This window comes from Micromonospora coxensis (genome assembly GCF_900090295.1).
Taxonomy (GTDB): Bacteria; Actinomycetota; Actinomycetes; order Mycobacteriales; family Micromonosporaceae; genus Micromonospora; species Micromonospora coxensis.
Genome location: NZ_LT607753.1, coordinates 3,990,613 through 4,016,130 on the forward strand (window position 1 = coordinate 3,990,613; position 25,518 = coordinate 4,016,130).

The 25,518-nt window shown below is 73.2% G+C and carries 27 protein-coding genes and 1 tRNA gene; 17 read left to right on the forward strand and 11 right to left on the reverse strand.

The window, feature by feature from the left end:
* Positions 1 to 31 precede the first annotated feature (31 nt).
* From GA0070614_RS18200 to GA0070614_RS18220, 5 genes are all read left to right on the forward strand, one after another.
* Complete coding sequence (locus tag GA0070614_RS18200; RefSeq protein ID WP_088977091.1) at positions 32 to 358, forward strand: YbaB/EbfC family nucleoid-associated protein; 327 nt, start codon at positions 32 to 34, stop codon at positions 356 to 358.
* Positions 358 to 663 (forward strand): type VII secretion target, encoded by a 306-nt coding sequence (locus GA0070614_RS18205; protein ID WP_088977092.1) that lies wholly within the window; start codon positions 358 to 360, stop codon positions 661 to 663. Before GA0070614_RS18200 ends, GA0070614_RS18205 begins: the two co-directional genes overlap by 1 nt.
* Positions 663 to 1,331, forward strand: coding sequence for a hypothetical protein (locus GA0070614_RS18210; protein ID WP_088977093.1), 669 nt, complete (start codon positions 663 to 665; stop codon positions 1,329 to 1,331). Before GA0070614_RS18205 ends, GA0070614_RS18210 begins: the two co-directional genes overlap by 1 nt.
* A gap of 267 nt (positions 1,332 to 1,598) precedes the next feature.
* Positions 1,599 to 2,459, forward strand: coding sequence for a PSP1 domain-containing protein (locus GA0070614_RS18215; RefSeq protein WP_088977094.1), 861 nt, complete (start codon positions 1,599 to 1,601; stop codon positions 2,457 to 2,459).
* 60 nt (positions 2,460 to 2,519) lie between these two features.
* Positions 2,520 to 2,750 (forward strand): hypothetical protein, encoded by a 231-nt coding sequence (locus tag GA0070614_RS18220; protein ID WP_157745034.1) that lies wholly within the window; start codon positions 2,520 to 2,522, stop codon positions 2,748 to 2,750.
* On the opposite strand, the gene GA0070614_RS18225 is transcribed toward GA0070614_RS18220, so the two are convergent.
* The 4 genes from GA0070614_RS18225 to GA0070614_RS18240 form a co-directional block, all read right to left on the reverse strand.
* Positions 2,719 to 3,180 carry a nitroreductase family deazaflavin-dependent oxidoreductase gene (locus GA0070614_RS18225; protein ID WP_088977096.1) on the reverse strand — a complete coding sequence of 154 codons (462 nt, stop codon included), beginning with the start codon at positions 3,178 to 3,180 and terminating at the stop codon, positions 2,719 to 2,721. The genes GA0070614_RS18220 and GA0070614_RS18225 overlap by 32 nt on opposite strands.
* Positions 3,177 to 3,935, reverse strand: a complete 759-nt coding sequence (locus tag GA0070614_RS18230; RefSeq protein ID WP_088977097.1) for a bleomycin resistance protein — start codon at positions 3,933 to 3,935, stop codon at positions 3,177 to 3,179. Before GA0070614_RS18230 ends, GA0070614_RS18225 begins: the two co-directional genes overlap by 4 nt.
* Positions 3,932 to 4,414 carry a MarR family winged helix-turn-helix transcriptional regulator gene (locus GA0070614_RS18235; RefSeq protein WP_088977098.1) on the reverse strand — a complete coding sequence of 161 codons (483 nt, stop codon included), beginning with the start codon at positions 4,412 to 4,414 and terminating at the stop codon, positions 3,932 to 3,934. The genes GA0070614_RS18230 and GA0070614_RS18235 overlap by 4 nt, the downstream gene beginning before the upstream one ends.
* Before the next feature lie 149 nt (positions 4,415 to 4,563).
* Positions 4,564 to 6,312 carry a metallophosphoesterase family protein gene (locus GA0070614_RS18240; protein ID WP_408630697.1) on the reverse strand — a complete coding sequence of 583 codons (1,749 nt, stop codon included), beginning with the start codon at positions 6,310 to 6,312 and terminating at the stop codon, positions 4,564 to 4,566.
* Positions 6,313 to 6,451: 139 nt separating this feature from the next.
* Between GA0070614_RS18240 and GA0070614_RS18245 the strand changes: the two genes are divergently transcribed.
* The 5 genes from GA0070614_RS18245 (at position 6,452) to GA0070614_RS18265 (ending at position 10,113) form a co-directional block, all read left to right on the forward strand.
* Positions 6,452 to 6,525: transfer RNA gene (locus GA0070614_RS18245), tRNA-Thr, on the forward strand.
* Between the two features lie 360 nt (positions 6,526 to 6,885).
* Positions 6,886 to 7,440: an RNA polymerase sigma factor gene (locus GA0070614_RS18250; protein ID WP_088977099.1), complete on the forward strand. Its 555-nt coding sequence runs from the start codon at positions 6,886 to 6,888 to the stop codon at positions 7,438 to 7,440.
* Entirely contained in the window at positions 7,440 to 8,456 is a 1,017-nt protein-coding gene (locus GA0070614_RS18255) for a CU044_5270 family protein (protein WP_088977100.1), read from the forward strand. The genes GA0070614_RS18250 and GA0070614_RS18255 overlap by 1 nt, the downstream gene beginning before the upstream one ends.
* Before the next feature lie 313 nt (positions 8,457 to 8,769).
* Positions 8,770 to 9,507, forward strand: coding sequence for a DinB family protein (locus GA0070614_RS18260; RefSeq protein WP_088977101.1), 738 nt, complete (start codon positions 8,770 to 8,772; stop codon positions 9,505 to 9,507).
* 210 nt (positions 9,508 to 9,717) lie between these two features.
* Entirely contained in the window at positions 9,718 to 10,113 is a 396-nt protein-coding gene (locus GA0070614_RS18265; RefSeq protein ID WP_088977102.1) for a nuclear transport factor 2 family protein, read from the forward strand.
* 101 nt (positions 10,114 to 10,214) lie between these two features.
* Here the strand turns inward: GA0070614_RS18265 and GA0070614_RS18270 are convergent, their stop codons facing one another.
* Positions 10,215 to 11,552: a hypothetical protein gene (locus GA0070614_RS18270; RefSeq protein WP_157745035.1), complete on the reverse strand. Its 1,338-nt coding sequence runs from the start codon at positions 11,550 to 11,552 to the stop codon at positions 10,215 to 10,217.
* A gap of 210 nt (positions 11,553 to 11,762) precedes the next feature.
* Here GA0070614_RS18270 and GA0070614_RS18275 point away from each other — a divergent pair, with 210 nt between their 5' ends.
* On the forward strand, positions 11,763 to 12,323 hold the full coding sequence (locus GA0070614_RS18275; protein ID WP_088977104.1) for a hypothetical protein: 561 nt from the start codon (positions 11,763 to 11,765) through the stop codon (positions 12,321 to 12,323).
* 72 nt (positions 12,324 to 12,395) lie between these two features.
* On the opposite strand, the gene GA0070614_RS18280 is transcribed toward GA0070614_RS18275, so the two are convergent.
* Both GA0070614_RS18280 and GA0070614_RS18285 read right to left on the reverse strand, forming a co-directional pair.
* Positions 12,396 to 13,109 carry a hypothetical protein gene (locus tag GA0070614_RS18280; protein WP_088977105.1) on the reverse strand — a complete coding sequence of 238 codons (714 nt, stop codon included), beginning with the start codon at positions 13,107 to 13,109 and terminating at the stop codon, positions 12,396 to 12,398.
* Positions 13,110 to 13,227: 118 nt separating this feature from the next.
* A complete protein-coding gene (locus GA0070614_RS18285; protein ID WP_088977106.1) occupies positions 13,228 to 13,848 on the reverse strand; it encodes a pyridoxamine 5'-phosphate oxidase family protein in 621 nt (206 codons plus the stop codon).
* Positions 13,849 to 14,006: 158 nt separating this feature from the next.
* Here GA0070614_RS18285 and GA0070614_RS18290 point away from each other — a divergent pair, with 158 nt between their 5' ends.
* Genes GA0070614_RS18290 through GA0070614_RS18300 form a run of 3 tightly spaced genes read left to right on the forward strand, consistent with a single transcriptional unit; the run spans position 14,007 to position 16,187 of the window.
* Positions 14,007 to 14,513: a DUF2231 domain-containing protein gene (locus GA0070614_RS18290; RefSeq protein ID WP_088977107.1), complete on the forward strand. Its 507-nt coding sequence runs from the start codon at positions 14,007 to 14,009 to the stop codon at positions 14,511 to 14,513.
* The gene (locus tag GA0070614_RS18295; protein WP_088977108.1) at positions 14,510 to 15,052 is read left to right on the forward strand and encodes an Hsp20/alpha crystallin family protein; all 543 of its coding nucleotides are present in this window, start codon (positions 14,510 to 14,512) and stop codon (positions 15,050 to 15,052) included. Before GA0070614_RS18290 ends, GA0070614_RS18295 begins: the two co-directional genes overlap by 4 nt.
* A 7-nt stretch (positions 15,053 to 15,059) precedes the next feature.
* On the forward strand, positions 15,060 to 16,187 hold the full coding sequence (locus GA0070614_RS18300) for a glycosyltransferase family 9 protein (protein WP_088977109.1): 1,128 nt from the start codon (positions 15,060 to 15,062) through the stop codon (positions 16,185 to 16,187).
* A gap of 37 nt (positions 16,188 to 16,224) precedes the next feature.
* On the opposite strand, the gene GA0070614_RS18305 is transcribed toward GA0070614_RS18300, so the two are convergent.
* Both GA0070614_RS18305 and rfaE2 read right to left on the reverse strand, forming a co-directional pair.
* A complete protein-coding gene (locus GA0070614_RS18305) occupies positions 16,225 to 17,103 on the reverse strand; it encodes a glycosyltransferase family 2 protein (protein WP_088977110.1) in 879 nt (292 codons plus the stop codon).
* Positions 17,100 to 19,112, reverse strand: coding sequence for a D-glycero-beta-D-manno-heptose 1-phosphate adenylyltransferase (gene rfaE2, locus GA0070614_RS18310; RefSeq protein WP_088977111.1), 2,013 nt, complete (start codon positions 19,110 to 19,112; stop codon positions 17,100 to 17,102). The genes GA0070614_RS18305 and rfaE2 overlap by 4 nt, the downstream gene beginning before the upstream one ends.
* Positions 19,113 to 19,205: 93 nt before the next feature.
* On the opposite strand from rfaE2, the gene GA0070614_RS18315 reads away from it, so the two are divergent.
* Complete coding sequence (locus GA0070614_RS18315) at positions 19,206 to 20,882, forward strand: MDR family MFS transporter (protein ID WP_088977112.1); 1,677 nt, start codon at positions 19,206 to 19,208, stop codon at positions 20,880 to 20,882.
* Between the two features lie 10 nt (positions 20,883 to 20,892).
* Here GA0070614_RS18315 and GA0070614_RS18320 read toward each other — a convergent pair whose 3' ends face one another.
* A complete protein-coding gene (locus GA0070614_RS18320; RefSeq protein ID WP_088977113.1) occupies positions 20,893 to 21,807 on the reverse strand; it encodes a LysR family transcriptional regulator in 915 nt (304 codons plus the stop codon).
* Positions 21,808 to 21,892: 85 nt separating this feature from the next.
* Between GA0070614_RS18320 and GA0070614_RS18325 the strand changes: the two genes are divergently transcribed.
* Complete coding sequence (locus GA0070614_RS18325) at positions 21,893 to 22,900, forward strand: EamA family transporter (RefSeq protein ID WP_231933321.1); 1,008 nt, start codon at positions 21,893 to 21,895, stop codon at positions 22,898 to 22,900.
* Between the two features lie 388 nt (positions 22,901 to 23,288).
* Here the strand turns inward: GA0070614_RS18325 and GA0070614_RS18330 are convergent, their stop codons facing one another.
* Positions 23,289 to 23,780 (reverse strand): NUDIX domain-containing protein, encoded by a 492-nt coding sequence (locus GA0070614_RS18330; RefSeq protein ID WP_088977114.1) that lies wholly within the window; start codon positions 23,778 to 23,780, stop codon positions 23,289 to 23,291.
* Between the two features lie 99 nt (positions 23,781 to 23,879).
* Here GA0070614_RS18330 and GA0070614_RS18335 point away from each other — a divergent pair, with 99 nt between their 5' ends.
* Positions 23,880 to 25,514, forward strand: a complete 1,635-nt coding sequence (locus GA0070614_RS18335) for a fatty acid--CoA ligase (protein ID WP_172892604.1) — start codon at positions 23,880 to 23,882, stop codon at positions 25,512 to 25,514.
* Positions 25,515 to 25,518: the final 4 nt, after the last annotated feature.

The following is a 25,518-nucleotide window of genomic DNA, read 5'->3' on the forward strand; positions in this document are numbered from 1 at the left end:
CGCAGGGTGAGGTCGGCCGGGGGGAGAACCGATGCCGCGCGAGATCGACGAGGCGTGGATCGAGGAGGCGGTGCGGCGCTATCGCCGTATCGAGTCCCTGCAGGCCGAGTTCGACCAGGCGGTCGACACGGTCGAGGTCACCGTCCGCTCCCCCGACGGGCTGGTCGAGGTGGTGGTGACCGCCGGCGGTCGGATCACCGACGTGCGCTTCCTCGGGCCGCTGCACCACCGCCATCCGCGCGACGTCGCCGGCTCGGTGCAGGCCGCGGTGACCGCCGCCGCGGACGCCGCCCAGTGGGCCCGGGAGAAGCTGCACAACGAGACCTTCGCGACGTACCGGCCGCTGGCGGGGGCCTGATGGACACGCTGCGCGCCCTCGCCGCCCGGCTGGAGGAGGCCAGCGCCACCCTGGCCGTGCTCTCCCGCACGGTCACCGCCGCCGACCCGGCCCATCCGGCCTTCGGCGCCGACGCCCCGGGCCGACCGGGGGAGATCGGCCGGGCCCTGCACCGGCAGTGGACCGCCGCCACCGGCGACCGGGCCCGCGAGGCGAGCGCCGCCTCGGCCCGGCTCGCCGCCGCGGCCTCCGCCGTGCGCAGCGCCGCCGACCGCTACGCCGGCGCCGACGACACCGCCCGACGCCGGCTGCCCGGGGATCGCTGATGGACGCCCTCGACCGGCTCGCCGAACCCGGCCTGGACCTGCTCCGCCGGGTCGACCGGCTGCTCGCCGCCGGCGCTCCGGAGGGGCACCGGCTCTGGCCGCTGCTGCGCCGCATGCAGGTGCTCCCCGGCGACGCGCTGCGCGCCTTCCTCGACCTGCACCCCGCGCCGCTGGCGACCGCCGGGCACGCGGTGCGCCGGCTCGTTCGGGGGTACGACGACGCCTCCGCCGCCCTGACCGATCCGGGCCTGTGGTCCGGTCCGGCCGCGTCGGCGTACGACGAGGCCCGCTCGGCGCTGCTGCGCCATCTCGACGAGGGGCCGGAGAGCCTGGTCGGGCGGCTGGAGTCGACCGCCGGGTACGCCGACGCCCTGGCCCACTGGGTGGAGGGGAGCCGGTTGGCGGTGGCCCGGGTGCTCGCCGAGGTCGTCGGCTCCGCCGAGGCGGTACGCGTGCACGCCGCCAGCGCCCCCGGCGCGGAACCCGGTCCGGGCGCCCTCGCGGCGGCGGAGATCGCCACCCGGGTGCTCTCGGTGCTCGGTGTGGCGTACGACGGCGCGGAGACGCTGCTGCGGCAGTGGTCGCCGAGCCTGGCCGAGTCGACGTGGCGCGGGCCGGCCGGCGCGACCGGGGTCCGCTACGACGGCACGCTGCGGGTGGGCCGCTGATCCTCCGGTGGGACGGGCCACGACGCCGCGCGCGGCGCCCGGACCGGCCGGGCCCGGCGGCGACGCCGTGGCCTCTTCCCTGCACCCCCCGCAGGTCTGATTCCACTCAACGCCCACCTCGGCCGTCTGTCCTCCGGCACCGGCCGGATTCCACCGTCCGGGCGAGGGGTGGGGGCACGGGTCGTCGGCCGTGGACGACTGCACGGCGTGACCGGCCGGCGACGGGCGGGCCGGTGGTGGCCGGTCGTCCGTCGTAGGGTGGAGCGCATGGGCATGCTCTGCGCGGTCAGCTTCAACCGGTACGGGCGCCTCTACTACCTGGACCCGGGTGAGTGGCGTCCGCAGGTCGGTGACCGGGTGCTGGTGCCGACCGACGACGGCCCCGAGGTGGCGGAGTGCGTCTGGGCCGCCCAGTGGGTCACCGAGGACACCGACGGCTTCCCGAAGCTGGCCGGGCCGGCGCAGGAGGAGGACCTGCGCCGCGACGAGCTGCTGCGCCGGCGCAAGGCCGAGGCCAAGGTGGCGGCGAAGCGGCTGATCCGGGAGCACGGGCTGCCGATGAAGGTGGTCGCCGTCGACCACGTGCTCGGCACCGCCGAGGGCTCCGGCGACCGGACCACCGTCTACTTCACCGCCCCGCACCGGGTCGACTTCCGCTCGCTGGTCCGCGACCTCGGCGCGACCCTGCACTGCCGGGTGGAGCTGCGCCAGCTCTCGGCCCGCGACTCGGCCCGGGTGCAGGGCGGCATCGGCTCCTGCGGGCGCGACCTGTGCTGCGCGACCTTCCTCACCGACTTCGAGCCGGTCACCATCCGGATGGCGAAGGACCAGGACCTGCCGCTGAACCCGCTGCGGATCTCCGGCGCCTGCGGCCGGCTGATGTGCTGCCTGAAGTACGAACATCCGTTGTACGCCACGTTCGCCGAGTCCGCCCCGGCGATCGGTGCCCGCGTCACCACGCCGGAGGGGGAGGGCCGGGTGGTCGGCCACAGCGTCCCGAGGGACGCGGTGACCGTCCGTCTGGACGCGGACGGCTCGCGCTCCATGTGCTCCCGCGCCGACGTCTGCGGTTCCCGCCGCGCCTACGAGAGCCGTGAGCTGCCCGGCCCGGAGGGCGCCGCGCGATGATCGACGTGCCTCGTCGCTCGCGGTAGTGATCTTGCGGTGGGCGTGAGGAACATCTGGCGCGTGGACGACGTGAGAGCCCGGGTCGCCGACCACGACGAGCCGGTGACCTTCTTCTGCGGGGGCTCACGGACCTTCCACGCGTTCATCGACCTGTTCGACGGCGTCTTCGTCCTCGACCTGATGCCGTCTTCCGGCAAGGAGGCACATCGGCGGTACGCGCGCGGTTCAGGCGTCCGCCAGGTCTGGCGAGGAGGATGCGCTACCGCGGTGGCGGCGGTCCGGGGGCGGTGATGGGCTGGAGGATCACGACCGGGATCTGGCGGGTGCTCCTGCTCTGGTATCTGCCGTAGTCGGGCCACAGGCTCGTCATCAGCTGCCACAGCCTCGCTCGCTCGTCACCGGTGGCGCTGCGGGCTGTCGCGATGAAGCGTTCCGCACCGACCTGCACCCGAACCTCAGGATTCGCGAGGAGGTTCAGGTACCACGACGGATGATGCGGACTGCCGCCGTTCGAGCCGACGACGATGTATCGGCCGCCGTCCAGACCGTAGATCAAGGCGGTGCGGCGGAGCTTGCCCGACTTGCGGCCCCGGGTCGTGAGCAGAAGCGTCGTGACTCCCCAACGACGGTGTCCCTGGCGGCCCTCGGTCTCGACGTAGTGACGGATGTGCTCGGCGACCCACCCGGTCGGGCTGTCCAGGACCTCCTCGTCCTCGGTCATCGCGGGTCCCCGTCCGCCCCGTCTCCGGACCCGGTCGGCTGGACCCGAGCAGCCAGCAACGGTCGAAGCTCGGTGATCCTTCGGAGGTCGTCGCCGAGGCGCGTACGGTCGGCCGTGGTCAGGGGCAGTGCCGCCGCGTCGGCGAGGAGGCGCTGCGCGCTCGCCGGGTCGTCGAGCCGCATCGCGATGTCCGCGCGCAGGACCAGCGCGCGGAAGCGCAGCGCCGGCTCCGCACCGGTGTCGGTGGCCAGCGCGCCGTCGAGCACCTTGGCGGCTGCGACGAAGTCCCCCTTGGCGTCGGCCAGTCGGCTACCGGTCTCGAGCGCCCGATCGAGGCGGCTGCGCGGTGATGCGCCGGCCGGCGGCTCGGGGACGGGTTGGCCGATGCGGATGTAGTTGCCGGCGGGGTCGACGACGATGAACTGCCGGACACCGTAGAACGGCATGTCCTTCAGTGGATTGATGCGTGGGACGCCGCGGGTGGGGACCTTGCCGAGCAGCCCCTTCATGCCGGCTGTGAACGCGTCGTACAGCCCGTCGACGTCGCTGGTGGTTACGTAGCAGGTGCCCCAGTTGTTCGCCGGTTCCAGGTCCTTCAGCACGAAGAAGTGCAGCTCGATGCCGCCTCGTCGGATCGAGGCGTAGGTGTTGGGGCGCTGCTGTCGGTAGGTCACCTCGAACCCGAGCGCGCGGTAGAAGTGGAGCGTGTCGTCGATGGATCTGGCGGGCAGGATCGGGATCATCGTCTCGGTCACTCGGACGCCTCCGTCGTCTCCGCGTGGTGTGGTGGCTCCTCGGCGACACCGGGGTCGTCGAGGCGGCGCAGGACGGCCAAGGCCGTGGCGATCTCGGCCTCGCTGTACCGCTCGGCGAGCGCGTTGGCCCACCGGGCTTGGACCTCGCGGACGCGCTGCATCGCGTCCAGGGCCTGCGGTGTGATCACCATGAGTTTGGCGCGGCGGTGGTGCGGGTTGGCCCGGTAGGTGATCATGCCGTCGCGTTCGAGGGCGTCGGCGGTCTGCTGGACGCTCTGTCGGGACAGCCCCATGAGGCGGGCCACCTGGGCGACGGGCGCGGGTGCGTGCTCGACGACGCCGAGGACCTGCCACCGCGCACTGGTGAGGCCGAACGGCCGGACGAGTTCGTCGCCTTCGACCAGCAGGAAGCTGTTCGCGCGGAACACTTCGATCACCAGGTCGGACAGCAGCGCACCCGCCACCGACAGTTCAGACATGACAGGAGCCTGTCATCCCGACAGGTACCTGTCAAACTCGTGGCTCCAGGTCCCCCAGGCCTTCAGGATCAGGCGTTCGCTCCGGCGCGGTCCCGCGATGTCGATCTCGCGTCGAACGTCCCCCTCGGACCCGGGCGGTACTCCGGCGGTCAGGTGAGGGTGATCGGGGGTTCGGCGAGGCGGGGGGTGAGCGGGTCCTTCGGGAGCAGCCAGCTCGCGGTGGGGGACTGGTCGGGGTTGAGACGCCAGTCGCGGGACACCCGGTCGACGGCGATCGGGTAGATCGTCAGGGCGCCGTCGGGGCTGATGCGCATCCGCAGGAACGACTTCGCGTCCTCGATGCCCTGACCGGCGAAGAGTTCGTTGAGGTTCACCCCGAAGCTCCCCGCGATCAGCAGGTACGCGCCCACCACCTGGCTGGAGACCAGCCCGATCACCGGCCCGTAGACGACTGCCGCGGCGACCGCCGGCAGCGGCCACGGCCACTCGTAGAGGGGCAACGCCAGCCACGCCCAGGTGCCGGCGGCGGCCAGCCCCACGTGCGCCAGGCCGTGGCCGATCCCGAGGATCCAGTGCCGGACGTGCCGTTTCCCGCCGGCGCTCGGCGGCTTGGCGAAGAAGGCCGCGCCGAGCAGCGCCACCCCCAGCATGATCACCAACGGGACACTGAACAGCCGCTGCTCCGTGGTACCCGCCCGGTTCGCCGCCACCCCGGCCATGGCCAGCATCAGCAGCGTGTGCACGGTGCCGAGCAGCGTCGTGAAGCCCGGGTTGCGGAACGGGAGCCGGGCGAAGATCCCCCAGCCGTACCGCCGCGACCGCGCCGCGTCCGGGTAGCGGCCGGCCAGGTCGTACCCGCGGGTGCGGCTGGCCCGCCGGGAGAGGGTGTCCTTCGGCGGCACCTCGATCCGCTGCGGCAGCTTGTGCGTCGGGTACAGGTACGCCCCGCCCCCGCCGCAGGTGACGAGCTGCCGTTCCGGGCCGGCGTACCGGGCGTAGTGGTGCAGGTCGCCCGAGATCAGCAGCCGCACGTGCGCCCCGGTGGGGGCGATGATCGTACGGATGAAGTAGTCGATCGAGTCGTACGCCGTGGGGTGGTCGACGGCCTTGACCCAGGTCGGCGCCGGCACCGCCAGGATCACCCGGCTCTGCGGCCCGAGCCGGCGGGCCACCTCGTCGAAGTAGGCGAGCTGCGGATCGTCCAGGTACGACCCGGACTGGTCGTCCAGGCCGAGCAGCCACCAGTCGCCGGGCAGTTCCACCGCGAAGTACGACCGGGACTGGCCGGTGCCCCAGCCGCCGAAGTGCCGGTCCCGGGAACGGACGAAGATCCGCAGGAAGGCGGTCAGCCCGTCGTACCAGTCGTGGTTGCCGGGCACGGCGAAGAGCGCCGGGCGCTCGGTCGGGGCCACCGGCATCGCGGCCTGGTACGGCCCCTTGCAGCGGTCCTCGTACGCCTCGTAGCCCGCCGACGGGTAGACCTGGTCACCCCCCATCACCAGGGTCTGCGCCCGGGGCAGCCGGTGCCCGTCCACCACCAGCTCCGGCTGCGCCAGCAGGTACGCCACCGAGTACGTGGCGTTGAAGCCGTCACCCAGGTCCGCCACGTAGTCCAGCCAGAGCCCACCGTCCGGCCCCACCTGCTTCGCGATCCGCGCGTCCAGGGCGTTCTGCAGCTCCCGCTTGTCCAGGTACGCCCCGAACAGCATCGCCAGCAGCGTACGGATGCCGGTGCTGATCAGCAGGAACGGCGCGAGCCACGGCACCGGCTTGCGCGGGGTGAACCCCAGCTCGACCGGGTCGAGGCTGCGCGGCCGGCGGGCGGCCCGTTCACCGGGGGCATGCTCGCCGTCGGCGGGGTGAGCGGCTTCGGGGTGGATTCCTGAATCGTCCGTCACCCGGCGGAGCGTAGTCCGGACGTGCCGCCACCGCTGTCCGGAGAACGGCCGGATCGCGCGGGGTGTCCGGATCGGCGGCCGGGTGGTGGGGAACCCCCTCGGGCGGTGGTCGGGGAGTGGCGTACACTTTCTGATCGTTGCCGCCTTAGCTCAGTCGGCTAGAGCGACGCACTCGTAATGCGTAGGTCGACGGTTCGATTCCGTCAGGCGGCTCGGTACGAAGCCCAGGTCATCGGCCTGGGCTTCGCCATTTCCCGAGGTCGATCACCTCACCGCTGGCGGGTCGAGTCCTCGGAGGGTCCTTGTCCCGTGCGGCGACGCCTCGCCCAGCCGGTTGGCGACCGCGTCCAAGTCGTCACCGGACAGCCCCGCGTACACGTCCAGCGACTCGCCGCACTGTACGGAAGCAGATGCTGAAGCTCGTGGGAGCCCGTCGAAGGCCCGTTCCGGTGGAGCTGATGCTTCAGGGGGAGTCGTACGGTGCGTGGCTGGTGAAGGGAGGTCGGCGGTAATCATCGGACCGGTGGTGACACAAGCCAGGGTGAGAGTTCGTCAACCAGGCGGGAGTCTTGGATGGGTCCACCGGGAAAACGCGATGAGGACTGGTTCACCAGGGTCTACGGGGCCGATTACCCACACGTTGTGAAGTACGGCCGGCGTCGGCTTGCCGATCTGGACGCGGCGGCTGAACTCGCTCAGGAGGTGTTCGTCATCGCCTGGCGGCGTCGCCGCGAGGTTCCGGACCACAGCCTCCCCTGGCTGTACGGGGTGGCTCGTCGCCTGCTCGCGAATGAATGGCGAGCTCGGAGAGCTGCGCCGGATGTGCTACCGGTTACCGACGCTGGCCTGCTGCAGAAGCCGGGCTCGCCCGGCGCCGACGAGACGGTGGGCGTCGCCGATCTCCAGGCCGCTCTGGCCACCCTCGCCGACCTCGACCAGGAAATCCTCCGGCTGGTCGGTTGGGAGGAGCTGACAGTTTCCGAGGCCGCTCAGGTCCTCGGCTGTACCCGCACCACCGCTGCCGTACGTCTGCACCGCGCCCGTCGGCGCCTCGACAGAGCGATGTCGTACCGAGCTGTACCGCCGGCGCAGCAGCCGGTGTTGGCGAGTCCTCGAAAGGTCATGTGATGTTCGGAGAAGAGCGAACGCGTACCCTCCTCGGTCCGGCTGACCCGGCCCGGCACAGCACCGTCGCGCCGCCCCGGCTGTCGGCACACGATCTGATCGTCCGCGCGGAGGCTGTCGCCGAGCCGGTCGCCCATCACCGACCGGCCCGCCCGACGCGCAGACTGATTCTGGCGGCCGGGGCGCTGGCCGCAGCGGTCGGCGCCGCAGCAATCGTCCAAGCGCTCGACCCGTCCAGCCCGGGCAGCTCAGAGATCGCCGGTCCGCCTGGAGCGGATCCGGGAGTGGTGCTCGTGCCGGTGGCGTACGGCACCGGCACCCGTGATGCGGGGAGCCAGCTGCGCGCGTTGGCGAGCAGGCTCGTCGACGCGGAGTACGACAACCGCACCGGCCGGTACATGTACCACCACACGAAGACGTGGGGCGACCCGGTGATGACGTCCTCCGACGGTCGCCACCACGTCGCTTTCGCGGACGAGACCAAGGTCTGGCAGGCGGCCGACGGGTCCGGTAAGCAGGTCACGACTCAACTTGAGCCGCAGTATCCAGACCAGGAGTCCCGGAACTACTGGCAGCGCAACCTCAAGCCCAGGGCTGCCGCCTCCGCCACCCCCGCTCCCGACGACATGCCCCTGCCACCGATGGACCTCGCGCCGCTGCCGTCGCGTCGGGCACAGCTGAACGAACTGCTCAAGGTCAGGTTCGGCGCTGGCGCCGTCAGCAAGGAAGTCAGCACGGTGTACGGGCGGTATGTCGTTCCGCGTCAGACGCGCGCGGAGATCCTGCGGGTCCTTGCTGACGTGCCCGGGTTCCGGTGGCGGGGGCAGGTGACCGATCGGGTGGGCCGGAAGGGCGTAGCCGTCACCTTCGACGACCGCGAGCACAACCAGCAGTCCCTCCTGATCTTCGACCCCAGCACCGGCGATCTGCTCGCCCACGAGCGGCTGACCCTCTCGCCGATACGAATGAAGGCCTACCAGGTAATCCTCGATACCGCCTGGACCGATCGACTCGACTGAATCACCGGTGCCGGGGCCGCCGGCTCGACGGGTGGCTCCGGTCCGCGTCTTACCTTGGCGTTGGCCTGGGTCATGCACGGGCCATGAGCCGGTGCCAACGGAGGGCATTCCGGGCCGCCTGAGGCCATGTCCGCCAGGCGGGACCCGGTATCCCGAACCGATCTATCCCGGGCTGACGGTATCCGTCTTGAGAAGTGCCAGCCATGGAGCGTGTCGAGACGGGAGCCTGGCACTGGGGCGGATCGCCCGTACGGGCCATGTCGGGTGACGCGGTGCGCCGGTCGCTGTCGGTCCCGGACACTACGATCCGGCGATGGCCACCTACACGGGACCCGACGACCTGAGCGGCACCGAGTTCATCGACACGAACTTCGCGGGCAGCGTGTTCCGCGAGGTGGATCTGAGCGGTACCCGGATCAGGGGTGCTCTGCTCAACGACGCCGACATCGACGGGGTCATCGACGGGCTGCGGGTCAACGGCGTCGAGGTGGCACCGCTGATCGAGGCCGAGTTGGATCGGATGTACCCGGAGCGCACGACGTTGCGTCCATCCACACCGGACGGGATGCGTACCGCGTGGGAAACCGTGGAGGCGTTCTGGGCGCGGACGATGGCGCGGGCGGAGTCGCTGCCGGAGGAGGATCTGCACCGGTCGGTCGACGGAGAGTGGTCGTTCGTCCAGACACTGCGGCATCTGGTGATGGCGACCGACCTGTGGTTCGGTCAGGCGGTACTCGGCCGGGAACGGCCGTACCACCCGCTCGGGTTGCCGGCGACGTTCGTCACGAACGGTGCGGACCTCGGCATCGACATGGATGCCGATCCGAGCTTCGCCGAGGTGGTGGCGGTCCGGGCCGGCCGCATGACCGAGGTGCGGGAGTTCCTCGCCACCGTCACCCAGGAGGACCTGGACCGGGTACGCGAGCCGAACGCCCCGCCCGGCTGGCCGTCGCCCGGCCCTCGTGCCGCCTCGGCGTGCCTGCGGGTCATCTTCGACGAGGAGTGGGCACACCACAGCTTCGCCGTCCGCGATCTCGACGCGATGGGATGACCGGACGACCCACGGGCGGGAGGAGCACCGGACCAGCGCGACAGGAAGGCTCGGTCGCCGTTCGTCGTCGACCGGGCAGCCGGACGTCGCTCACCAGGGCTGGTCGACGCAACCTCGTCCACCCCGATCAGGTGGATCCGCCGGCACAGTCCTCACGGTCTGGCCCGATCCCCGTCGGCAGGGGTCGGTCACGGGGCAAGCTGGGTCCTTGTGGACAGGGAACAGGTCGCCCGCTGGCTCGGGGCGTACGAACACGCGTGGCGGACGCCCGGGACGGACCCGCTCGCCACGATCTTCACCCCGGATGCGAGCTACCGGCAGGGGCCCTACCGGGCACCGGTCGTCGGCCTGCCCGGCATAGCCGGGATGTGGGAGGACGAGCGTCGTGGACCGGACGAGGTGTTCCACCTGACGAGCGAGATCGTCGCGGTGGAGGGTGACACGGCGGTGGCGCGGATCGAGGTCCGCTACGGCGAACCGGTCGCGCAGGAGTACCGCGACCTGTGGATCATGCGCTTCGCCGAGGACGGGCGGTGCAGGTCGTTCGAGGAGTGGCCGTTCTGGCCGGCGCAGCCGATCGCCGTGTCCCGTCCCGAGGAAGGCTGACCCGAGGGCGCGACGACGGCCGTGAGGGCCCGAGCTGCGCTGGCAACGCCGGCCGGCGACGGGCACGGCGGACTGCGGGCCGCCGCGCCCGTCGTGCCGGTTCAGGACCGCGTCGACTGACCGATCAGGTACGAGTCGACGCTCGCTTGGACCTGGAGGTCGACCTGGAAGCGCCGCTGCCAGGCGACGGCGGCCCGGCCTCCGGGGGTCACCGCGGCGGTCGGCATCGTGCCGTTCGGCACCACCACCTGCGTGGCGCCGAACGTCCCCGACCGGTTCACCCGCCGCGCGGCGATGCTGCTGACCGAGCCGTCGATCCCCTGCCCCTGCCAGACCACGATGCCGTCACCGTCGTCGTCGACCCGGACGGAGTGCATCCGGCCGAAGGCCGACAGCAGGACCGGCTCTCCGACCGTCCCGGTCCGGCTGACCGCGGCGGAGTACAGGTGCCCCCGCTCGAACAGGTCCCAGGTCAGCAGCATGTCGCCGTCGAGGTCGCCGGCGATCGAGTAGTTCACCGGGTCGGTGTGCGCGGAGGGGGTGAGCTGGCGGACGTCGCCGACGGTCCCCTCGCGGGACAGCCAGCGGCCCCAGATCTGATCGCTCTGGTCGGCGGCGGTCCAGTGCCGCCAGGTGACGAGCGCATCGCCGTCCCGGTCCACGGTCACCTTGGCGGTGAAGTGGCGGTCGATCGGCGAGAGGGGCGCCGACACCGTCCTGAGTTCACCGAGGGTCCCGTCGGCGCGGAGCGTCCGGGCCTGCACGACGTTGTCGTTGGCCCAGGCGAGGACGGCGTCGCCCTCCCGGTCGTACGCCACCGCCGGGGTCTCCGCGTGCGCGGGGGTCGTGGCGAGCGCCACGGCCGGCGACAGGGATCCGCTGCTGCTCCAGCGGCGCATCATCGGGCGGACGGCGACGTCCTCGTCCCACTCGATCCAGGTGATCACGGCGTCACCGTCGGCGTCGACGGCGACGTTCGTCCCGTGCACCGTCAGGCCGGCGCCGGACAGCTCCACGAGCGGACCGAGCACCCCGTACCGGGAGACGCGCCGCGCGTAGGCGTGGTAGTCGACGCCGTCGTACGCGTGCCACACCACGAGCGCGTCGCCGTCGTCGTCCAGGGCGACCTTCGGCGCACGCGGGTCCTGCCCGTACGGCGACACGGTGGTGGTGGCGCCCCAGGTGCCCCGGTAGCTGCGGGGCTTGATCTGGACGTACCGGTAGCGCGGGTAGGTGTGGTCCTCCCGCACCCAGGTGAAGAGCGCGTCGCCCTGCCGGTCGAAGGCCTGGTGCTGGTCGTAGGAGTCGTAGCCGGCCGGGGATATCGAGGCCGGTGCGCCGAGCGCGGCCGAGGCGGCCGTCGGTGCCGAGACGAGACAGGTGAGGGAGAGGGTGACCGCCATGGTCGCGGCAAGAGGTCGCAGCCTTCTGCGGGTCATCGGTGAGGCCTCCGAACATTCCGGGTTCAGGCGGTGACTTCCGGTAGCGTGACGGGCCGGTCGAGCGGGCATCGCGCGGCAGAGGCGCTGCTCTCGCCCTCGTTACGGCCGGTCGGAGCATAGAGGAAGTCGCCGACGCCCGTGGCCCGGTGCGGTCAGCGCACCGATGTGGACGGACGCCACGTTGCCCGGCACGCATAGCCTGCGGGGGTGAACTGGTCGACTCTCGCCGGGACGATCCTGACGCTCGCCGCCGGCGCCCTCATCGGTCTGGTGCCCGCGCTGCTGATCGAGCGGCGCAAGGAGAGGCGTCAGCTGGCGACCCGGTGGGACGCCCCGCTCTACGAGCTGAGCGTGGAGTTCGCCTCGGCGGTCCGGATCTTCCGCCACGCGGCCTCCCGGCTGGCGGACGCGTCGGACCCGGTCGATCACCGGGAGCGTACGGAGGAGGAACGGCAGCGGTTGAACGCCCTGCTCGAACAGATCCGGCTGGTCGGTGACGAGCGGGTGCAGCGCGCCGCGCGGATGGTGGTCCGCCACTCGTGGGCGGTGCTGCGGGTGGTCGAGGGGCACGAGGACGAGCGCGCGGCGGAGTATCCCGGCCGGTCGCCGGAGACCCGCCTGACCGACGCGCTGCACGAGTTCATCCGTGCCGTACGGGTGCAGCTGCGGGTGCCGAACGCGGAGCGGATCGCCTCCGACGAGCCCGACGACTGGCCGGAACTGGCCGGCGGGCAGCGTCCGTTCCGGATCGGCCTGCCGTCCCGCTGACGGTCCCACCGCGCCGACCGGCGGGGACGGCGAGGCCCGGACCGCGTCGGTCCGGGCCTCGCGCGGTACGCCTCAGCCGTTCTCGCGGTCCGGGCTCTCCAGCCGGAAGAAGTTGCTCTGCCGGCCGTCGGAGCGTTCCTCCTGGTAGATGAAGTTGAGCCGGCGCTGGTCGAAGGTGGCGAACCAGTCGTCCCAGCTGATCTCGCGCAGCCGGTCCTCGCGCCCGTTGGCCGGGAAGTCGAACCGCAGCACGCCCGGGTGCCCGTCGTGCTCGCTGCCGTCCACCGTGGTCGGCAGTCCGCCGCGCGCCTCGGCCCACTGCCGGATCACGTCGTGGTCGGTGGTGACCAGGCTGCGGCCGGGCCGCTCCGGCTCGTCGTCCGGGGAGGTGATCTCCTGGGAGTACCGGACCGAGGACGAGGTGTGCGCCCCCGTCCGCGCCCCGCCGCCGTCGTCGGACCGGGACGACCGGCCGCTGCCGGACGAGCGGGCGCCGCGCGTATCGGCGGCCGAAGACCCGGAGGAACGACCGGAACCGGTCCGGCCGCCCCCACCGGACGACGAACCGTCTTTCAAGCTCTTGACCAGGGCCTTGACCAGCTGGTCCTTCTTCATCCCGTCGGTGCCGCCGACGCCGCGCCGGGCCAGCCGGCTGCGCAGCTCGTCGACCTTCAGCCGGGCGATCCCGCTCTCGTCGATGTCGGGGGTGTTCGGGGTCTGGTTGCCCGGAGGGTTCCTGGTCGCGGTCGAGCCGCCGCCGCGGCCCGAGGTGTTCTGCGTGGGCATCGCACGTCATCCTCTCTCGACCCGTGTCCGTCGGTGCCGCCGCGTACGGCGGTCGGGCCTACGAGGAAGATCAGTACCCTCAGCGATCAGCTCAAACATGGCGCCGTCGCGACGCGGGCTACCCCCGGTACAGCGAGTCCAGGTACGCCGGGCCGTAGTGGCGCTCCAGGTCGGCGAGGCTCTCCGGCACCGCCTCCACCTCCTTGGCCAGCCGGGGCCGGGGCGGCAGCGCCTCCGGCCGCCAGCTCTCCGGCCGCCACAGCTCGGAGCGGAGGAACGCCTTCGCGCAGTGGTAGAAGATCTGCTCGACCGTCACCTCGACCGCCAGGACCGGGCGGTGCCCCTTGACCACCATGTCGTCGAACCACGGCGCGTCGCGGATCAGTCGGGCCCGGCCGTTGATCCGCAGCGTGTCGGTGCGGCCGGGGATCAGGAAGATCAGGCCGACGTGCGGGTTGTCGAGGATGTTGCGGTAGCCGTCGGCGCGCCGGTTGCCCGGCCGTTCCGGGACGGCGATGGTGGTGTCGTCCAGCACCCGGACGAAGCCGGCCGGGTCGCCCTTGGGGGAGACGTCGCAGCTGCCGTCCGCCCCGGCGGTGGCCACCAGGCAGAACGGCGACGCGGCCAGCCACTGCCGGTCCCGTTCGTGCAGCACCACCCGCTCCTTGGCGATCGCCCGCGGCGTCGGCGTCCCCAGCAGGTCCCGTAGCTCCTCCGGCGAGGTGATCTCCACCGTCACGTCCGTCTCCCCCGTCCGTTGATCCTCCGGAGCGGCCGGTGGGATTCCGGCCCCCGCCCGTCAGCCTAGGCGGGCGTGGCGAGCGTGAGGTTTGCCCGCGACAGCGGCGGGTACCGCCTCACCCAGCGCCCCCGGACGCGAGCAGTGGGAGGCCCACCGTGGAGAGCAGACTCAAGGTGCTCGGCCATCCCGTGCACCCGATGCTGGTGATGTTCCCGGTGGCCCTCCTGGTCACCGGCACGCTCTTCGACATCGTCGACACCGTCGGCGGTCCCGACTTCCTCGGCGAGGTGGCGTACTGGAACATCACGATCGGCCTGGTCGGCGGCCTGCTGGCCGCGGCGGCCGGCACCTTCGACCTGCTCGCCATCCCGGCCGGCACCCGCGCCAAGCGGGTGGCGCTCACCCACGCCGCCGCCAACGTCGCGGTGGTCCTGCTCTTCGCCGCCGTCTGGGTGGTCCGGCTCAACGCGGAGTCCCGGGCGGCCGGCGGCGCGCTGATCGCCATCGAGGTGGTCGGTCTGGCCCTGCTCGGCGTCAGCGCCTGGCTCGGCGGTGAGCTGGTCGACCGGCTCGGCGTGGGCGTGGACGCCGACGCCGGCCTGGACGCCCCCAGCTCACTGCGGTCCACCTCGGCCGCCCAGCGGATCGGAGAGATGCGATGACGGAACAGTCCGGAGGGTTCGGCCGGGGATGGCGGGGGCGGCAACAGGGCTGGGACCCGATGGGGGAGCTCCAGTCGCTGCGCTCCGAGCTGAGCCGCCTGGTCGGTGGCGGCCGTGGCGCGTCCCCGGACGTCGAGCTGGCCGAGACGGCCGACGGCTGGGAGGTGGTCGTCCGGCTGCCCGGCGTCGCGCCCGAGGAGGTCGCCGTCGAACTGGACGACCGGGAGCTGTGCGTCCGGGCCCGTTCCGAGGCCGAGGTCAACGCCGACCAGGGCATCCCGGGCGGCTTCGAGACGCGCGGCTTCGAGTACCGCGTCGACCTGCCGTCCCGGGTGGACCCGGAGGCCATCGACGCGGTGATGGACCACGGCCTGCTCCGCGTCCACCTGCCCCGGGCGAAGCGGCCCGCGCCGCGCACCATCACCGTCGGCCGTGCCGGCTACCGCGGCGGTCCCGCCGCCGGGGGTACGACCACGGTGACCGACCCCGCGGCGGACCGGGAGCTGCACCACCCCGACACCGCCCTCGACCGGCCGTAGGGATCGCGTGGGCACCCCGTCCCTGCTCGGCCCGGTGGGCGAGCGCGTCCCCGACGTCGCCCGGATCGCCGTGCTGCGGGCCAACGCGCTCGGCGACTTCATCTTCCTGCTGCCCGCCCTGGAGTCGCTGCGGGCCGCGTACCCGGAGGCGGAGATCGTGCTGCTCGGCGCGCCGTGGCACGCGGCGCTCTGGCGCGACCGGCCCGGCCCGGTGGACCGGGTGCTGGTGATCCCCCCGGCCCCCGGCATCCGCGACCCCGGCCCCGGCGAGGAACCCGGCTCCATGGACGACTTCCTGGACGCGGTGGCCGGGGAGCGCTTCGACCTGGCGTTGCAGGTGCACGGCGGCGGCGGCAACTCCAACCCGCTCGTCAACCGGATGGGCGCCCGGGTCACCGCCGGGCTGCGGGCCGAGGGCGCGCCCCCGCTGGACCGCTGGATCCGGTACGTCTACTACCAGCACGAGGTGATCCGCTACCTGGAGGTCACCGCGCTGGTCGGCGCGCCGGCCGTCACGATCGTCCCGGCGCTGACCGTCACCGACACCGACCGTGCCGAGGCGCGCGACGTGCTGGGCGCGCCCGTGGGACCGCGCGTCGCGGTGCACCCCGGGGCCACCGACAGCCGCCGACGCTGGCCCGCCGAACGTTTCGGCGAGGTCGCCCGGGCGCTGCACCGCGACGGGTACGAGGTGCTGGTCACCGGCACCCCCGCCGAGCAGGAGCTGGTCGACGCGGTGGTCGCCTCGGCCGGCGTGCCGGTGCGCCCGCAGGTCGGCACGCTCAGCCTCGGTGGGCTGGCCGCCGCGTACGAGGGGTGCGACCTGCTGGTCTCCAACGACACCGGCCCGCTGCACCTGGCCGGCGCGGTGGGCACCGCCACGGTCGGCGTCTACTGGCTCGGCAACCTGATTAACGGGGCGACCCCGCTGCGCGCCCGGCACCGCCCGATCGCCTCCTGGACGACCCACTGCCCGGTCTGCGGCGTGGACTGCACCCCCGGGATCTACCCGCACCGTCCCGGCGACGGTGACTGCCCGCACCGGGACTCGTTCGTCACCGACGTGCCGGCGATCGAGGTGCTGGAGGCCGCCGCCGAACTGCTGCACCCGGAGCCGGGCGCACCTCGCGTCTGACCGTCCCCGGTGGGTGTCGACGCGGGACCGAGCGGGGTCAGGCCGGTTGCGGGGTGTCCGAGTCGGCGAGCACGACCTCCCACGCCTCCACGTCCCGCTCGGTGACCGTGGTCGGCGACTCCAGGTGGTACGCCCCGCTGGGCAGGACACCGGCGCCGCCGTGGCGCGCCAGCACCGCGAGCTGCGCGGCGACGTCCTCGCCCTGGTGCTTCTCCTGCACCCGACGCCAGAAGTCGAAGCCGCCGGAGTCCACCAGCGCGGCCCGGTCGTACAGCACGCAGCCGCCGATCCAGGAGACCTTGTACGCCCGCCAGGCCCCCGGCGGCAGGTCCAGCTTGCGGGTCACGTGCAGCAGGTTCGCCGCCGGGTGGATCGACGCCCGGTCCCACTCGGGGCTGCCCGGCCGGATCCGCTCGGGCACCACCGGCCCGTCCCACTCCTCGTAGTGCGCGTGCGTCTCCGGGCGCACGTCGTCGGCGTACGACAGACCGTGCACCGCGTTGCCCACGAAACCGCAGCCCAGCTCCCCGATCGCGGTGACCAGCCGGTGCAGGGTCCCCGGTTCCAGCCAGACGTCGTCGTCGAGGCAGAGCACGTACCGGGCCACCGACCGGTCCAGCAGGTACGCGCGGTGTTCGGCCAGCCCGCGCCGGGGCAGCCGGCGGGTCAGCAGCACCGGGTGTCCCCGGTGGCGCAACGCCCGGACCATGGTGGCCGCCGCCGGGTGCGCGTACGCCGGCTCCCCGTCGGACTGGTCGCTGACCACCACGCCGAAGCCGTCGACGCCCTCCTGGGCGGCCAGCCCGGAGAGGGTGACCGCCAGCTCGGCGGGACGGTTGCGGGTGGGCACCAGCACGTCGAGCTGCCGGGGCCGGCGGAAGTCCTCGGCCGTGCCGAGGTCGAGCGGTCGGTTCACGCGGTCCTGCCCGTGCTCTGCGGTGTGACGCCGTCCTGCGGCGTGTCCTGCGAGGTGGCCGGCGACATCGGGCGGGTGGCCCCACCGGGCCGGGTCGGCTGCGCCGACGAGGCCGCTTGGGCGCGGATCCGCTCGATGATGGCCGAGGTGGAGCGGTCCGGCACGTACCCGAGGGTGCGGACCTGGCCGCCGAGCCGCCGTACCAGCGGGGCCTCGGGCACCATCTCCGGCGGGTAGTCGCCGCCCTTGACGTAGACGTCGGGGCGGACCGTCTCGATCAGTCCGGCCGGTGAGTCCTCCTCGAAGACCACCACGTGGTCCACGCAGGAGAGCGCGGCCAGCAGCGCGATCCGGTCCTCCACCGGGTTGACCGGCCGGTCCGGTCCCTTCAGCCGTCGGACGCTGCCGTCGGAGTTGACCGCCACCACCAGCAGGTCACCCAGGGCGCGGGCCTGTTCCAGGTAGCGCACGTGCCCGGGGTGCAGCACGTCGAAGCAGCCGTTGGTGAAGACGATGGCCCGGCCGGCCCGACGGTGGTCGGCCACGATCGCGGCCAGCTCGTCCTTGCCGACCAGGGTCGGGTGGGCGGTGCCGTCCGGGGTCGTGCCGAGCGCGGCGAGCAGGTCCTCGCGCCGGCACACGCAGGTGCCGGTGTCCGACACGGTGATCGTCGCGGCGAGCTGGGCGAGTTGGGCGGCGGTGGCCAGCGGCGCGTCGGCGGCCAGCGCCAGCGTCATCGCCGCCAGGTACGCGTCCCCCGCGCCGACCGCGTGGCTGGCCGGGACCGGTGTGCTGTGGCTGCGGCGCGGCTCGCCGTCCGCACCGGCGACCACCGCCCCCTCGGTGTCCAGGGTCACCGCCACCACGTCCGCGCCGGTGTGTTCACGCAGCTCGGCCAGGCGGGACTCGGCGAGCAGCGCCCGGTCGACGCCCTCACCGGCCGAGGTGTTCACGGTGACTCCGGTGCCGGTGACGGTCAGCCCGTCCCCGGTCATGGCCACCCGGTCCTCGCCGGGCGTCGGCTCGCCGGTCGGGGCGCCGGGCGTCCGGGCGCCGCCCGGGAGCGGCCCGACGGTCAGGCCGGCGTCGTCCGGGGCCGGCCCGCCGGTGGGAACCGCGCCGCGCCCGTCGTCCGCGCCGAGGTGTCCGGTCGGGGCTTGGCCGAAGCCGGGCGGGTCGGTGCTCAGGTGCCGCTCACCCGCGCCGCCCGGGGCGGCCCCGACGACGAGTTCGGACGGGCCGTCGGCCGGATCGGACGGCGGGTGGTCGAGGTGCAGGGCGTTGCCCGCGCGGGCCGGGGCGGGCGGTGCGCCGAAACCGGCGGCGGCGCGGGCCAGCAGCCGGGTCGCCTCGGCGAAGCTCGGGGTCACCACGGTCGGCGTGAGCCCTCGCCAGTCGGCCAGGTCGTGCGCGTCGAGCGCCACGGTGCCGAACCGGTTCCGGTTGGCGACCAGCCAGGCGCGTACCGGCGCGGGCAGCGCGCCCAGGCCGTAGTCGCAGACCACCAGGGTGGGCGTCGCGCCACCACCGACCGCCTTCAGCTCCTCGGTCGCGCAGTCCAGCGCGGTGAGCAGCCGTCCCACGCCGTCGGCGTCGAGCGGGTCCTCCGGGTCACCGGAGTCCTCCCGCAGCAGGATCTGGTTGCCGGCCAGCATCCGCCGCTTCACCGGCGTCGGGCGGTGCTGCTGGCCGACCGTACGGTCCCAGACGCCGGCCCGGTCCAGGCAGTCGTGCAGTTCGTCGCCGGCCACGTCGGCGCCGACCGGGGCGACCAGCAGCGCCCGGCCGCCCAGGGTGGCGATGTTGACCGCCGTGTTGGCGGCCCCGCCGGCCGCGGAGATGCGCCGGCGCAGGGTGAGGACCGGGGCGGGTGCCTCGCGGCAGAGCCGGTCGGACTCGGCGAACCGCCACTCGTCGAGCATGGCGTCGCCGACGACCAGGACGGGACGCCCGAGCCAGCTCTCCACGACGGTGGACAGCCGGCGCTGTTCCGCTGCTGCTCCTGCCATGCCTTCCGGACTCCCCCGAGGGTCCCGGACCAAACCTGCGCACCGGCCGGCCCCGCCGAGGCATGTTTCACCCGCCGAGGGAAACAAGGCGGGATGACCACCCACGCCCAGGACGCCCCGGTGCTCACCCCCCGTCAGCTCCGGTTGCTGATGTTCGGTCTGATGACCGGGATGCTGCTGGCGGCGCTGGACCAGACCATCGTCGGCACCGCCCTGCCCACCATCGTCGGTGAGCTGGGCGGGATCAACCACTACTCGTGGGTGGTGACGGCGTACCTGCTCGCCTCCACCGCCTCGACCCCGCTGTACGGCAAGATGGCCGACCTGTACGGACGCCGCCCGGTCTTCCTCTTCTCGATCGGCACGTTCCTGCTCGGCTCGCTGCTGGCCGGGCTGTCGCAGGACATGACCCAGCTGATCGTCACCCGGGGTGTGCAGGGCATCGGCGCGGGCGGGTTGATGACGCTGGCGTTCACCATCGTCTCGGACGTGGTGTCACCCCGGGACCGGGGCCGCTACCAGGGCCTCTTCGGCGCGGTGTTCGGGTTGTCGTCGGTGGCCGGCCCGCTGGTGGGCGGCTACTTCGCCGAGTCGAACTGGCGTTGGATCTTCTACCTGAACGTGCCGCTGGCGATCCTGGCCATCGTGGTCTGCTACCACGTCATGCGGTTGGTCCCGTTCACCCGGCGCGACCACGCGGTGGACTGGGTCGGCGCGGGGCTGCTGGTCGCCGGGGTGAGCTGCCTGCTGCTCGCGCTGAGCTGGGGCGGCAACGAGTACGCCTGGGGCTCCGGCGTGATCGTCGGACTCTTCGCCGCCGGGGTGGTGCTCGGGGTGCTCTTCCTGCTCCAGGAGGCCCGGGTCGCCGAGCCGATCCTGCCGTTGCGGCTGTTCCGCAGCGCCACCTTCACGCTGGCCAACTCGGCCGGCTTCGTGCTCGGTCTGGTGATGTTCGGGTCGATCATCTTCATCCCGCTGTACCTCCAGATCGTCCGGGGCGCCTCGCCGACCCGCAGCGGCCTGCTCATGCTGCCGATGATGGCCGGCATCATCGTCACCTCGATCGTCACCGGGCGGGCGATGAGCCGGATCGGCCGGTACAAGTGGTTCCCGGTGGCCGGCTCGGTGGTGCTCCTGGCCGGCATGCTGCTGTTCACCCGGCTGGAGGTGGACACCTCGCTCTGGGCCGCCTTCGGCTACATGGTGGTGATCGGCGTCGGGCTGGGCCTGTGCATGCAGTCGCTGATCCTCGCCGTGCAGAACGCGGTCGACGTGCGTGACCTGGGGGCGGGCACCTCCGCGGCGACGTTCTTCCGCTCGCTGGGCGGCTCGTTCGGGGTGGCGATCCTCGGTGCCGTGCTCTCCTCGCGGCTCACCGCGCAGCTCGCCGACCGGCTGCCCGGGGCGATCGCCCAGCTCCCGCCGGAGCAGCGGGCAGCGGTGGCGGCCGGCGGCGGGGCGGACATCTCGATCAACGACCCGGCGACCATCCTGGCCCTGCCCGGCCCGGTCCGCGCCGCGATCCAGGCCGCCTTCGTCGAGTCGCTGCACCTGGTCTTCCTGACCACCGGTCTGATCGCGATCCTCGCCGTGCTGGTCACCCTGGCCCTGCCGGACCACCAGCTGCGGGGCGCCGGCCCGCAGGGCGCGACCGGCGGCGCGGACCCTCTCGGGGGCCGGGCCCCGGCCCCCGGCGGCAAGCCGCTGGCGAAGGAGTCCCCGCAGGAGGCCGCCGCCGAGATGGAGGCCAAGTCCCAGACGATGCTCTGACCGTCCCGGGTCAGGCGTCGTCGGGACGCGCCGGGCCGACGTCGGCGGAGGCGCGCAGCAGGGTACGGACGAGGGCGAGCGGCGCCCAGGCGGCACGGCCGCGGCGGACGACCGCGTACGAACGCAGGACGACCCCGGGATTCGCCAGGGGGAGCAGCCGTACGCCGGGGAGGGTGGGCTGGTCGGCGGGGAGCAGTCCGACCCCGAGCCCCGCGACGATCAGGTCCTGGACGAGTTCCAGGCTGTCGGCGCGGTGCTCGACGCGGGGCTCGAAGCCGGCCATCGCCGCGACGGCGCGCACGACCACCTCGTCGGCGGTGTTGCGGGAGTTGACGATCCAGTCGTGCTCCCGGAACCGGGCGAAGACGTCGGCGGCGGAGCCGCCGGGATCGGGGCTGTCCGCCGGCGCCCCGAGGCTCCACGCTGTGGACCAGAGCGGGACCGCCTCGACGGTGCGGTCCGTCGGCGCCGGCGCGAGGTGGTAGTCGTACGTCAGCGCCAGGTCGACGTCGTCCGCCGCGAGCAGCGCGTACGCCTCGGCCGGCTCGTGCTCGTGGATGCGCAGCCGTACCCGGGGGTGATGGGCGGCGAGGTCGGCGGCGACCGGCAGCAGGGAGCGGCGTACGGCGGTGGCGAAGCCGGCGACCCGGACGGTGCCGGCCGGCTCGGCCGACGGGTCGAGGTCGAGCCGGGCGGCGTCGACCGCGGCCAGGATGGTCACCGCGTGCTCGGCCAGCCGCCGCCCGGCGGGGGTGAGGCGGACCCGGCGGCCCTGCGGCTCGATCAGGGTCGCGCCGACCTCCCGGGACAGCACCGCGAGCTGCTGCGAGACGGTGGAGGTGGTCACCCCGAGGTCCTGGGCGACCTCGCGCATCGAGCCGAGGCGGGCCAGTTCGCGCAGCAGGCGAAGGCGGCGGAGGTCCATCCGACAGATTGTTCATCAACATCGAACAGTGCGTCCACCAATGCCACGTGGACGTGAACGGTTGCTGCGGGCTCTACTGGACGGCATGGCTCCCACCCGTGCGGGCGCGGCGATGGCCGTCGCGTCGATGCTCTTCGTCCAGCTCGGCCTCGCCGCCTCGGTCTCCCTCTTCGACCGGGTCGGTCCGGAGGGCGCGGCCTGGCTGCGGCTGGCCTGGGCCGGGGTGCTGCTGGCCGTCGTGCTCCGTCCCCGCCCGTCCCGCTTCTCCCGGCGCGCCCTGCTCGCCTGTGTCGCGCTCGGCGTGGTGACCGCCGGGGTCACCATGCTGTTCATGGCGGCGGTCTCCCGACTCCCGCTCGGTACGGCCAGCGCGCTGGAGTTCCTCGGTCCGCTCGGCGTGGCGGTGGCCCGGGGCCGGGGTCGCACGAAGCTCTGGGCGGCGCTCGCCGCCGTGGGCGTGCTGCTGCTCACCGAGCCGTGGCGGGGCGGCGCCGACCCGGTCGGTGTCGGCTACGCGCTGGCCGCCGGGGCGTGCTGGGCCGCGTACATCCTGCTCACCCAGCGGGTCGGCGACGAGGTCTCCGGCGTCCGGGGGCTCGCCGTGTCGATGCCGGTGGCCGCCGTGGTCGCCACCGTGGTGGTCGGGCCGTCGGTGATCGGCGAGCTCACCGGCGAGGTGTTGCTGGCCGGGCTCGGGCTGGCCCTGCTGCTGCCGGTGATCCCGTTCGTGCTGGAACTGCTCGCGCTGCGCCGGCTCACCACCGCCGCGTTCGGCACGCTGATGAGCCTGGAGCCGGCGATCGCCCTGGTCATCGGCCTGGTCGCGCTGGGCCAGGTGCCGGGCCCCTGGGCGGTCGTCGGGATCGCCTTCGTGGTGGCCGCCGGGATCGGCGCGGAACGCACCGGGGCCCGCCCCGGCGCGGCGGGGCCGGTTCCGGTCGCGCAGCGGATGGTGGAGCCGTCGGTGGGCGCGTCGGGCGCGGCGGGGCCGGTTCCGGTCGCGCAGCGGGTGGTGGAGCCGTCGGTGGGCGCGTCGGGCGCGGCCGGGCCGGTGCCGGACCTGCAGCGGATGGCCGAGCCGGGTCGGGCCTAGCCCCGGCGGGGGCAGCGCCCGAGCCCGAGGTGGGTGTCGGGACGCTACCGACTTGATCGCATCAGTGGATCGCCGGCCCTCGACTCGCCACCTCCCCTCGTCCCGGAGGTGAGCCAGGCAGCGGGCGAAGCCGACGTCTCGGCTCGCGTCCCGATGGCCCGGCTCGCGCCCCGACGGCCCGGCTCGCGCCCCGACGGCCCGGCTCGCGCCCCGACGGCCCGGCTCGCGCCCCGACGGCCCGCGCCGGCCGGCGGAAGACTCTCCCGCCCACCGTGGCTCATCGCGATTCACTTCTGCGCTCAAGTCTGTAGCGCCCAGATCCCCTGGGCGCAGCGGACGTCGGCCGCCAGCGGCAGCCCGGCCACGGGCAGGGCCCGCCGAGGCCGGGCTACTTGAGGATGAGGCGGTTGGTCTGCTCGAAGACGTCCAGGTCGGCGAGGGTCTCCGGGACCGAGGCCGACAGCGGCGACGGAAACTCGTCACGGTGGAAGAAGCCCGCGTCGGTGGTCTCGTCGGTCACCCGGGCCAGGTCGCCGTCCCAGTCCTCGACCCGGAACGCGGTGGTGAAGATCTGGTACGTGTGGCCGTACATGTTGGTGTGCGTGCGGTCGGGGCCGGTGTAGAGCGCGAAGGCGCTTACCCGCAGGGCGCGCAGGCCGGTCTCCTCCCGCACCTCGCGTACCGCGCAGTCGGCGATCGACTCGCCGAGTTCCATCGCGCCCGCCGGCAACGCCCAGTGTCCGTTGTCGGAACGTTGGATCAGCAGCACCCGGCCCGCGTTGTCGCGGACCACGGCACGGGCCCCGACGAACATCAGCGTCCGGTCACCGGCGAGGGCGCGTAGTTGCCCCACGTACGAGTCGGCCCAGGAGATGCTCACCGGGACAATCTACGCAGCTTCGCCGGGCCGGTCCGGCGATCCGGGGGTTCCCAACCTGTGACCGGCGACACTAGCTTGTTACCCATGCGTAGCACGATGATGGACGCCCCTCTCCAGGTCTCCCGGATCCTCGAACACGGCTCCACCGTGCACGGCACGGCCGAGGTGGTGACGTGGACCGGCGGTCAGCCCCGCCGGATGTCGTACGCCGAGGTGGGCCGCACCGCCGCCCGGCTGGCCCACGCCCTGCGCGACGAGTGCGGGGTGACCGGCGACGAGCGGGTCGCCACCTTCATGTGGAACAACACCGAGCACCTGGTGGCGTACTTCGCGGTGCCCAGCATGGGCGCGGTGCTGCACACCCTGAACATCCGGCTCTTCCCGGACCAGGTCGCCTACATCGCCAACCACGCCGAGGACCGGGTGGTGCTTGTCGACTCGACGCTGATCCCGCTGCTGGCCCGGGTGCTCGGCGAGATGACCACCGTGCGGCACGTGGTGGTCGTCGGCGGTGGCGACCCGGCTCCGCTGACCGAGGCGGCCGGCGACCGGATCACCGTGCACCACTGGGACGACCTGCTGGCCGGGCGCCCCGACCGCTACGACTGGCCGGAGGTGGACGAGCGGGACGCCGCCGCGCTCTGCTACACCTCCGGCACCACCGGCAACCCCAAGGGGGTGGCCTACTCGCACCGCTCGATCTACCTGCACTCGTTGCAGATCTGCATGCCGGAGGGCTTCGGGCTGGCCCCGACCGACCGGGAACTGGCCATCGTGCCGATGTTCCACGCGATGTCCTGGGGGCTGCCGTACGCGGCGTTCCTCTCCGGCGCGTCGCTGATCATGCCGGACCGCTTCCTCCAGGCCGCGCCGATCGCCGAGATGATCGCCGCCGAGCGCCCCACCCTGGCCGGCGCGGTGCCGACCATCTGGAACGACCTGCTGGCGTACCTGGACAGCCACGACGTGGACACCTCCTCGCTCAAGGAGGTGATCGTCGGTGGCTCGGCCTGTCCGCCGGCGCTGATGCACGCGTTCGCCGAGCGGCACGGCATCGACGTGATCCACGCCTGGGGCATGACGGAGATGTCCCCGCTCGGCTCGGTGGCCCGTCCGCCGGCCGGGGCCACCGGCGACGACGCCTGGCGCTACCGCTACACCCAGGGCCGGGTGCCGGCCGGGGTCGCCGCCCGGATCGTCGGCCCGTTGGGCGAGCCGCTGCCCGCCGACGGCACGTCCGTGGGCGAGCTGGAGGTCCGTGGGCCGTGGATCACCGCCCGGTACGTCGGCGACGAGGCCCCCGACGAGGAGAAGTTCCGCGACGGCTGGCTGCGGACTGGCGACGTCGGCACGCTCTCCCCGGACGGTTTCATCACCCTCACCGACCGGGCCAAGGACGTGATCAAGTCCGGTGGGGAGTGGATCTCCTCGGTGGAGCTGGAGAACGCCCTGATGGCCCACCCGGACGTGCAGGAGGCGTGCGTGGTGGGGGTGCCCGACCAGCGCTGGGACGAGCGTCCGCTGGCCACCGTGGTGGTCCGGGAGGGCGCCTCGGTGACCGCGGAGGAGTTGCGCGAGTTCCTGGCGAAGTCGGTGGCGCGCTGGCAGTTGCCCGAGCGGTGGGCGTTCATCGACGCGGTCCCGAAGACGAGCGTCGGCAAGTTCGACAAGAAGGTCGTCCGGTCCCGGTACGCCGACGGCGGGCTCGAGGTGCGTGAGCTGGCCGGGCCGTAACGTT

Coding starts and splice junctions, on each gene's coding strand:
- GA0070614_RS18200 (WP_088977091.1), top strand. CDS start 32: ATGCCGCGCGAGATCGACGAGGCGTGGATCGAGGAGGCGGTGCGGCGC.
- GA0070614_RS18205 (WP_088977092.1), top strand. CDS start 358: ATGGACACGCTGCGCGCCCTCGCCGCCCGGCTGGAGGAGGCCAGCGCC.
- GA0070614_RS18210 (WP_088977093.1), top strand. CDS start 663: ATGGACGCCCTCGACCGGCTCGCCGAACCCGGCCTGGACCTGCTCCGC.
- GA0070614_RS18215 (WP_088977094.1), top strand. CDS start 1,599: ATGGGCATGCTCTGCGCGGTCAGCTTCAACCGGTACGGGCGCCTCTAC.
- GA0070614_RS18225 (WP_088977096.1), bottom strand. CDS start 3,180: ATGACCGAGGACGAGGAGGTCCTGGACAGCCCGACCGGGTGGGTCGCC.
- GA0070614_RS18235 (WP_088977098.1), bottom strand. CDS start 4,414: ATGTCTGAACTGTCGGTGGCGGGTGCGCTGCTGTCCGACCTGGTGATC.
- GA0070614_RS18250 (WP_088977099.1), top strand. CDS start 6,886: ATGGGTCCACCGGGAAAACGCGATGAGGACTGGTTCACCAGGGTCTAC.
- GA0070614_RS18255 (WP_088977100.1), top strand. CDS start 7,440: ATGTTCGGAGAAGAGCGAACGCGTACCCTCCTCGGTCCGGCTGACCCG.
- GA0070614_RS18260 (WP_088977101.1), top strand. CDS start 8,770: ATGGCCACCTACACGGGACCCGACGACCTGAGCGGCACCGAGTTCATC.
- GA0070614_RS18270 (WP_157745035.1), bottom strand. CDS start 11,552: ATGACCCGCAGAAGGCTGCGACCTCTTGCCGCGACCATGGCGGTCACC.
- GA0070614_RS18280 (WP_088977105.1), bottom strand. CDS start 13,109: ATGCCCACGCAGAACACCTCGGGCCGCGGCGGCGGCTCGACCGCGACC.
- GA0070614_RS18295 (WP_088977108.1), top strand. CDS start 14,510: ATGACGGAACAGTCCGGAGGGTTCGGCCGGGGATGGCGGGGGCGGCAA.
- rfaE2 (WP_088977111.1), bottom strand. CDS start 19,112: ATGGCAGGAGCAGCAGCGGAACAGCGCCGGCTGTCCACCGTCGTGGAG.
- GA0070614_RS18315 (WP_088977112.1), top strand. CDS start 19,206: ATGACCACCCACGCCCAGGACGCCCCGGTGCTCACCCCCCGTCAGCTC.
- GA0070614_RS18320 (WP_088977113.1), bottom strand. CDS start 21,807: ATGGACCTCCGCCGCCTTCGCCTGCTGCGCGAACTGGCCCGCCTCGGC.
- GA0070614_RS18325 (WP_231933321.1), top strand. CDS start 21,893: ATGGCTCCCACCCGTGCGGGCGCGGCGATGGCCGTCGCGTCGATGCTC.
- GA0070614_RS18335 (WP_172892604.1), top strand. CDS start 23,880: ATGGACGCCCCTCTCCAGGTCTCCCGGATCCTCGAACACGGCTCCACC.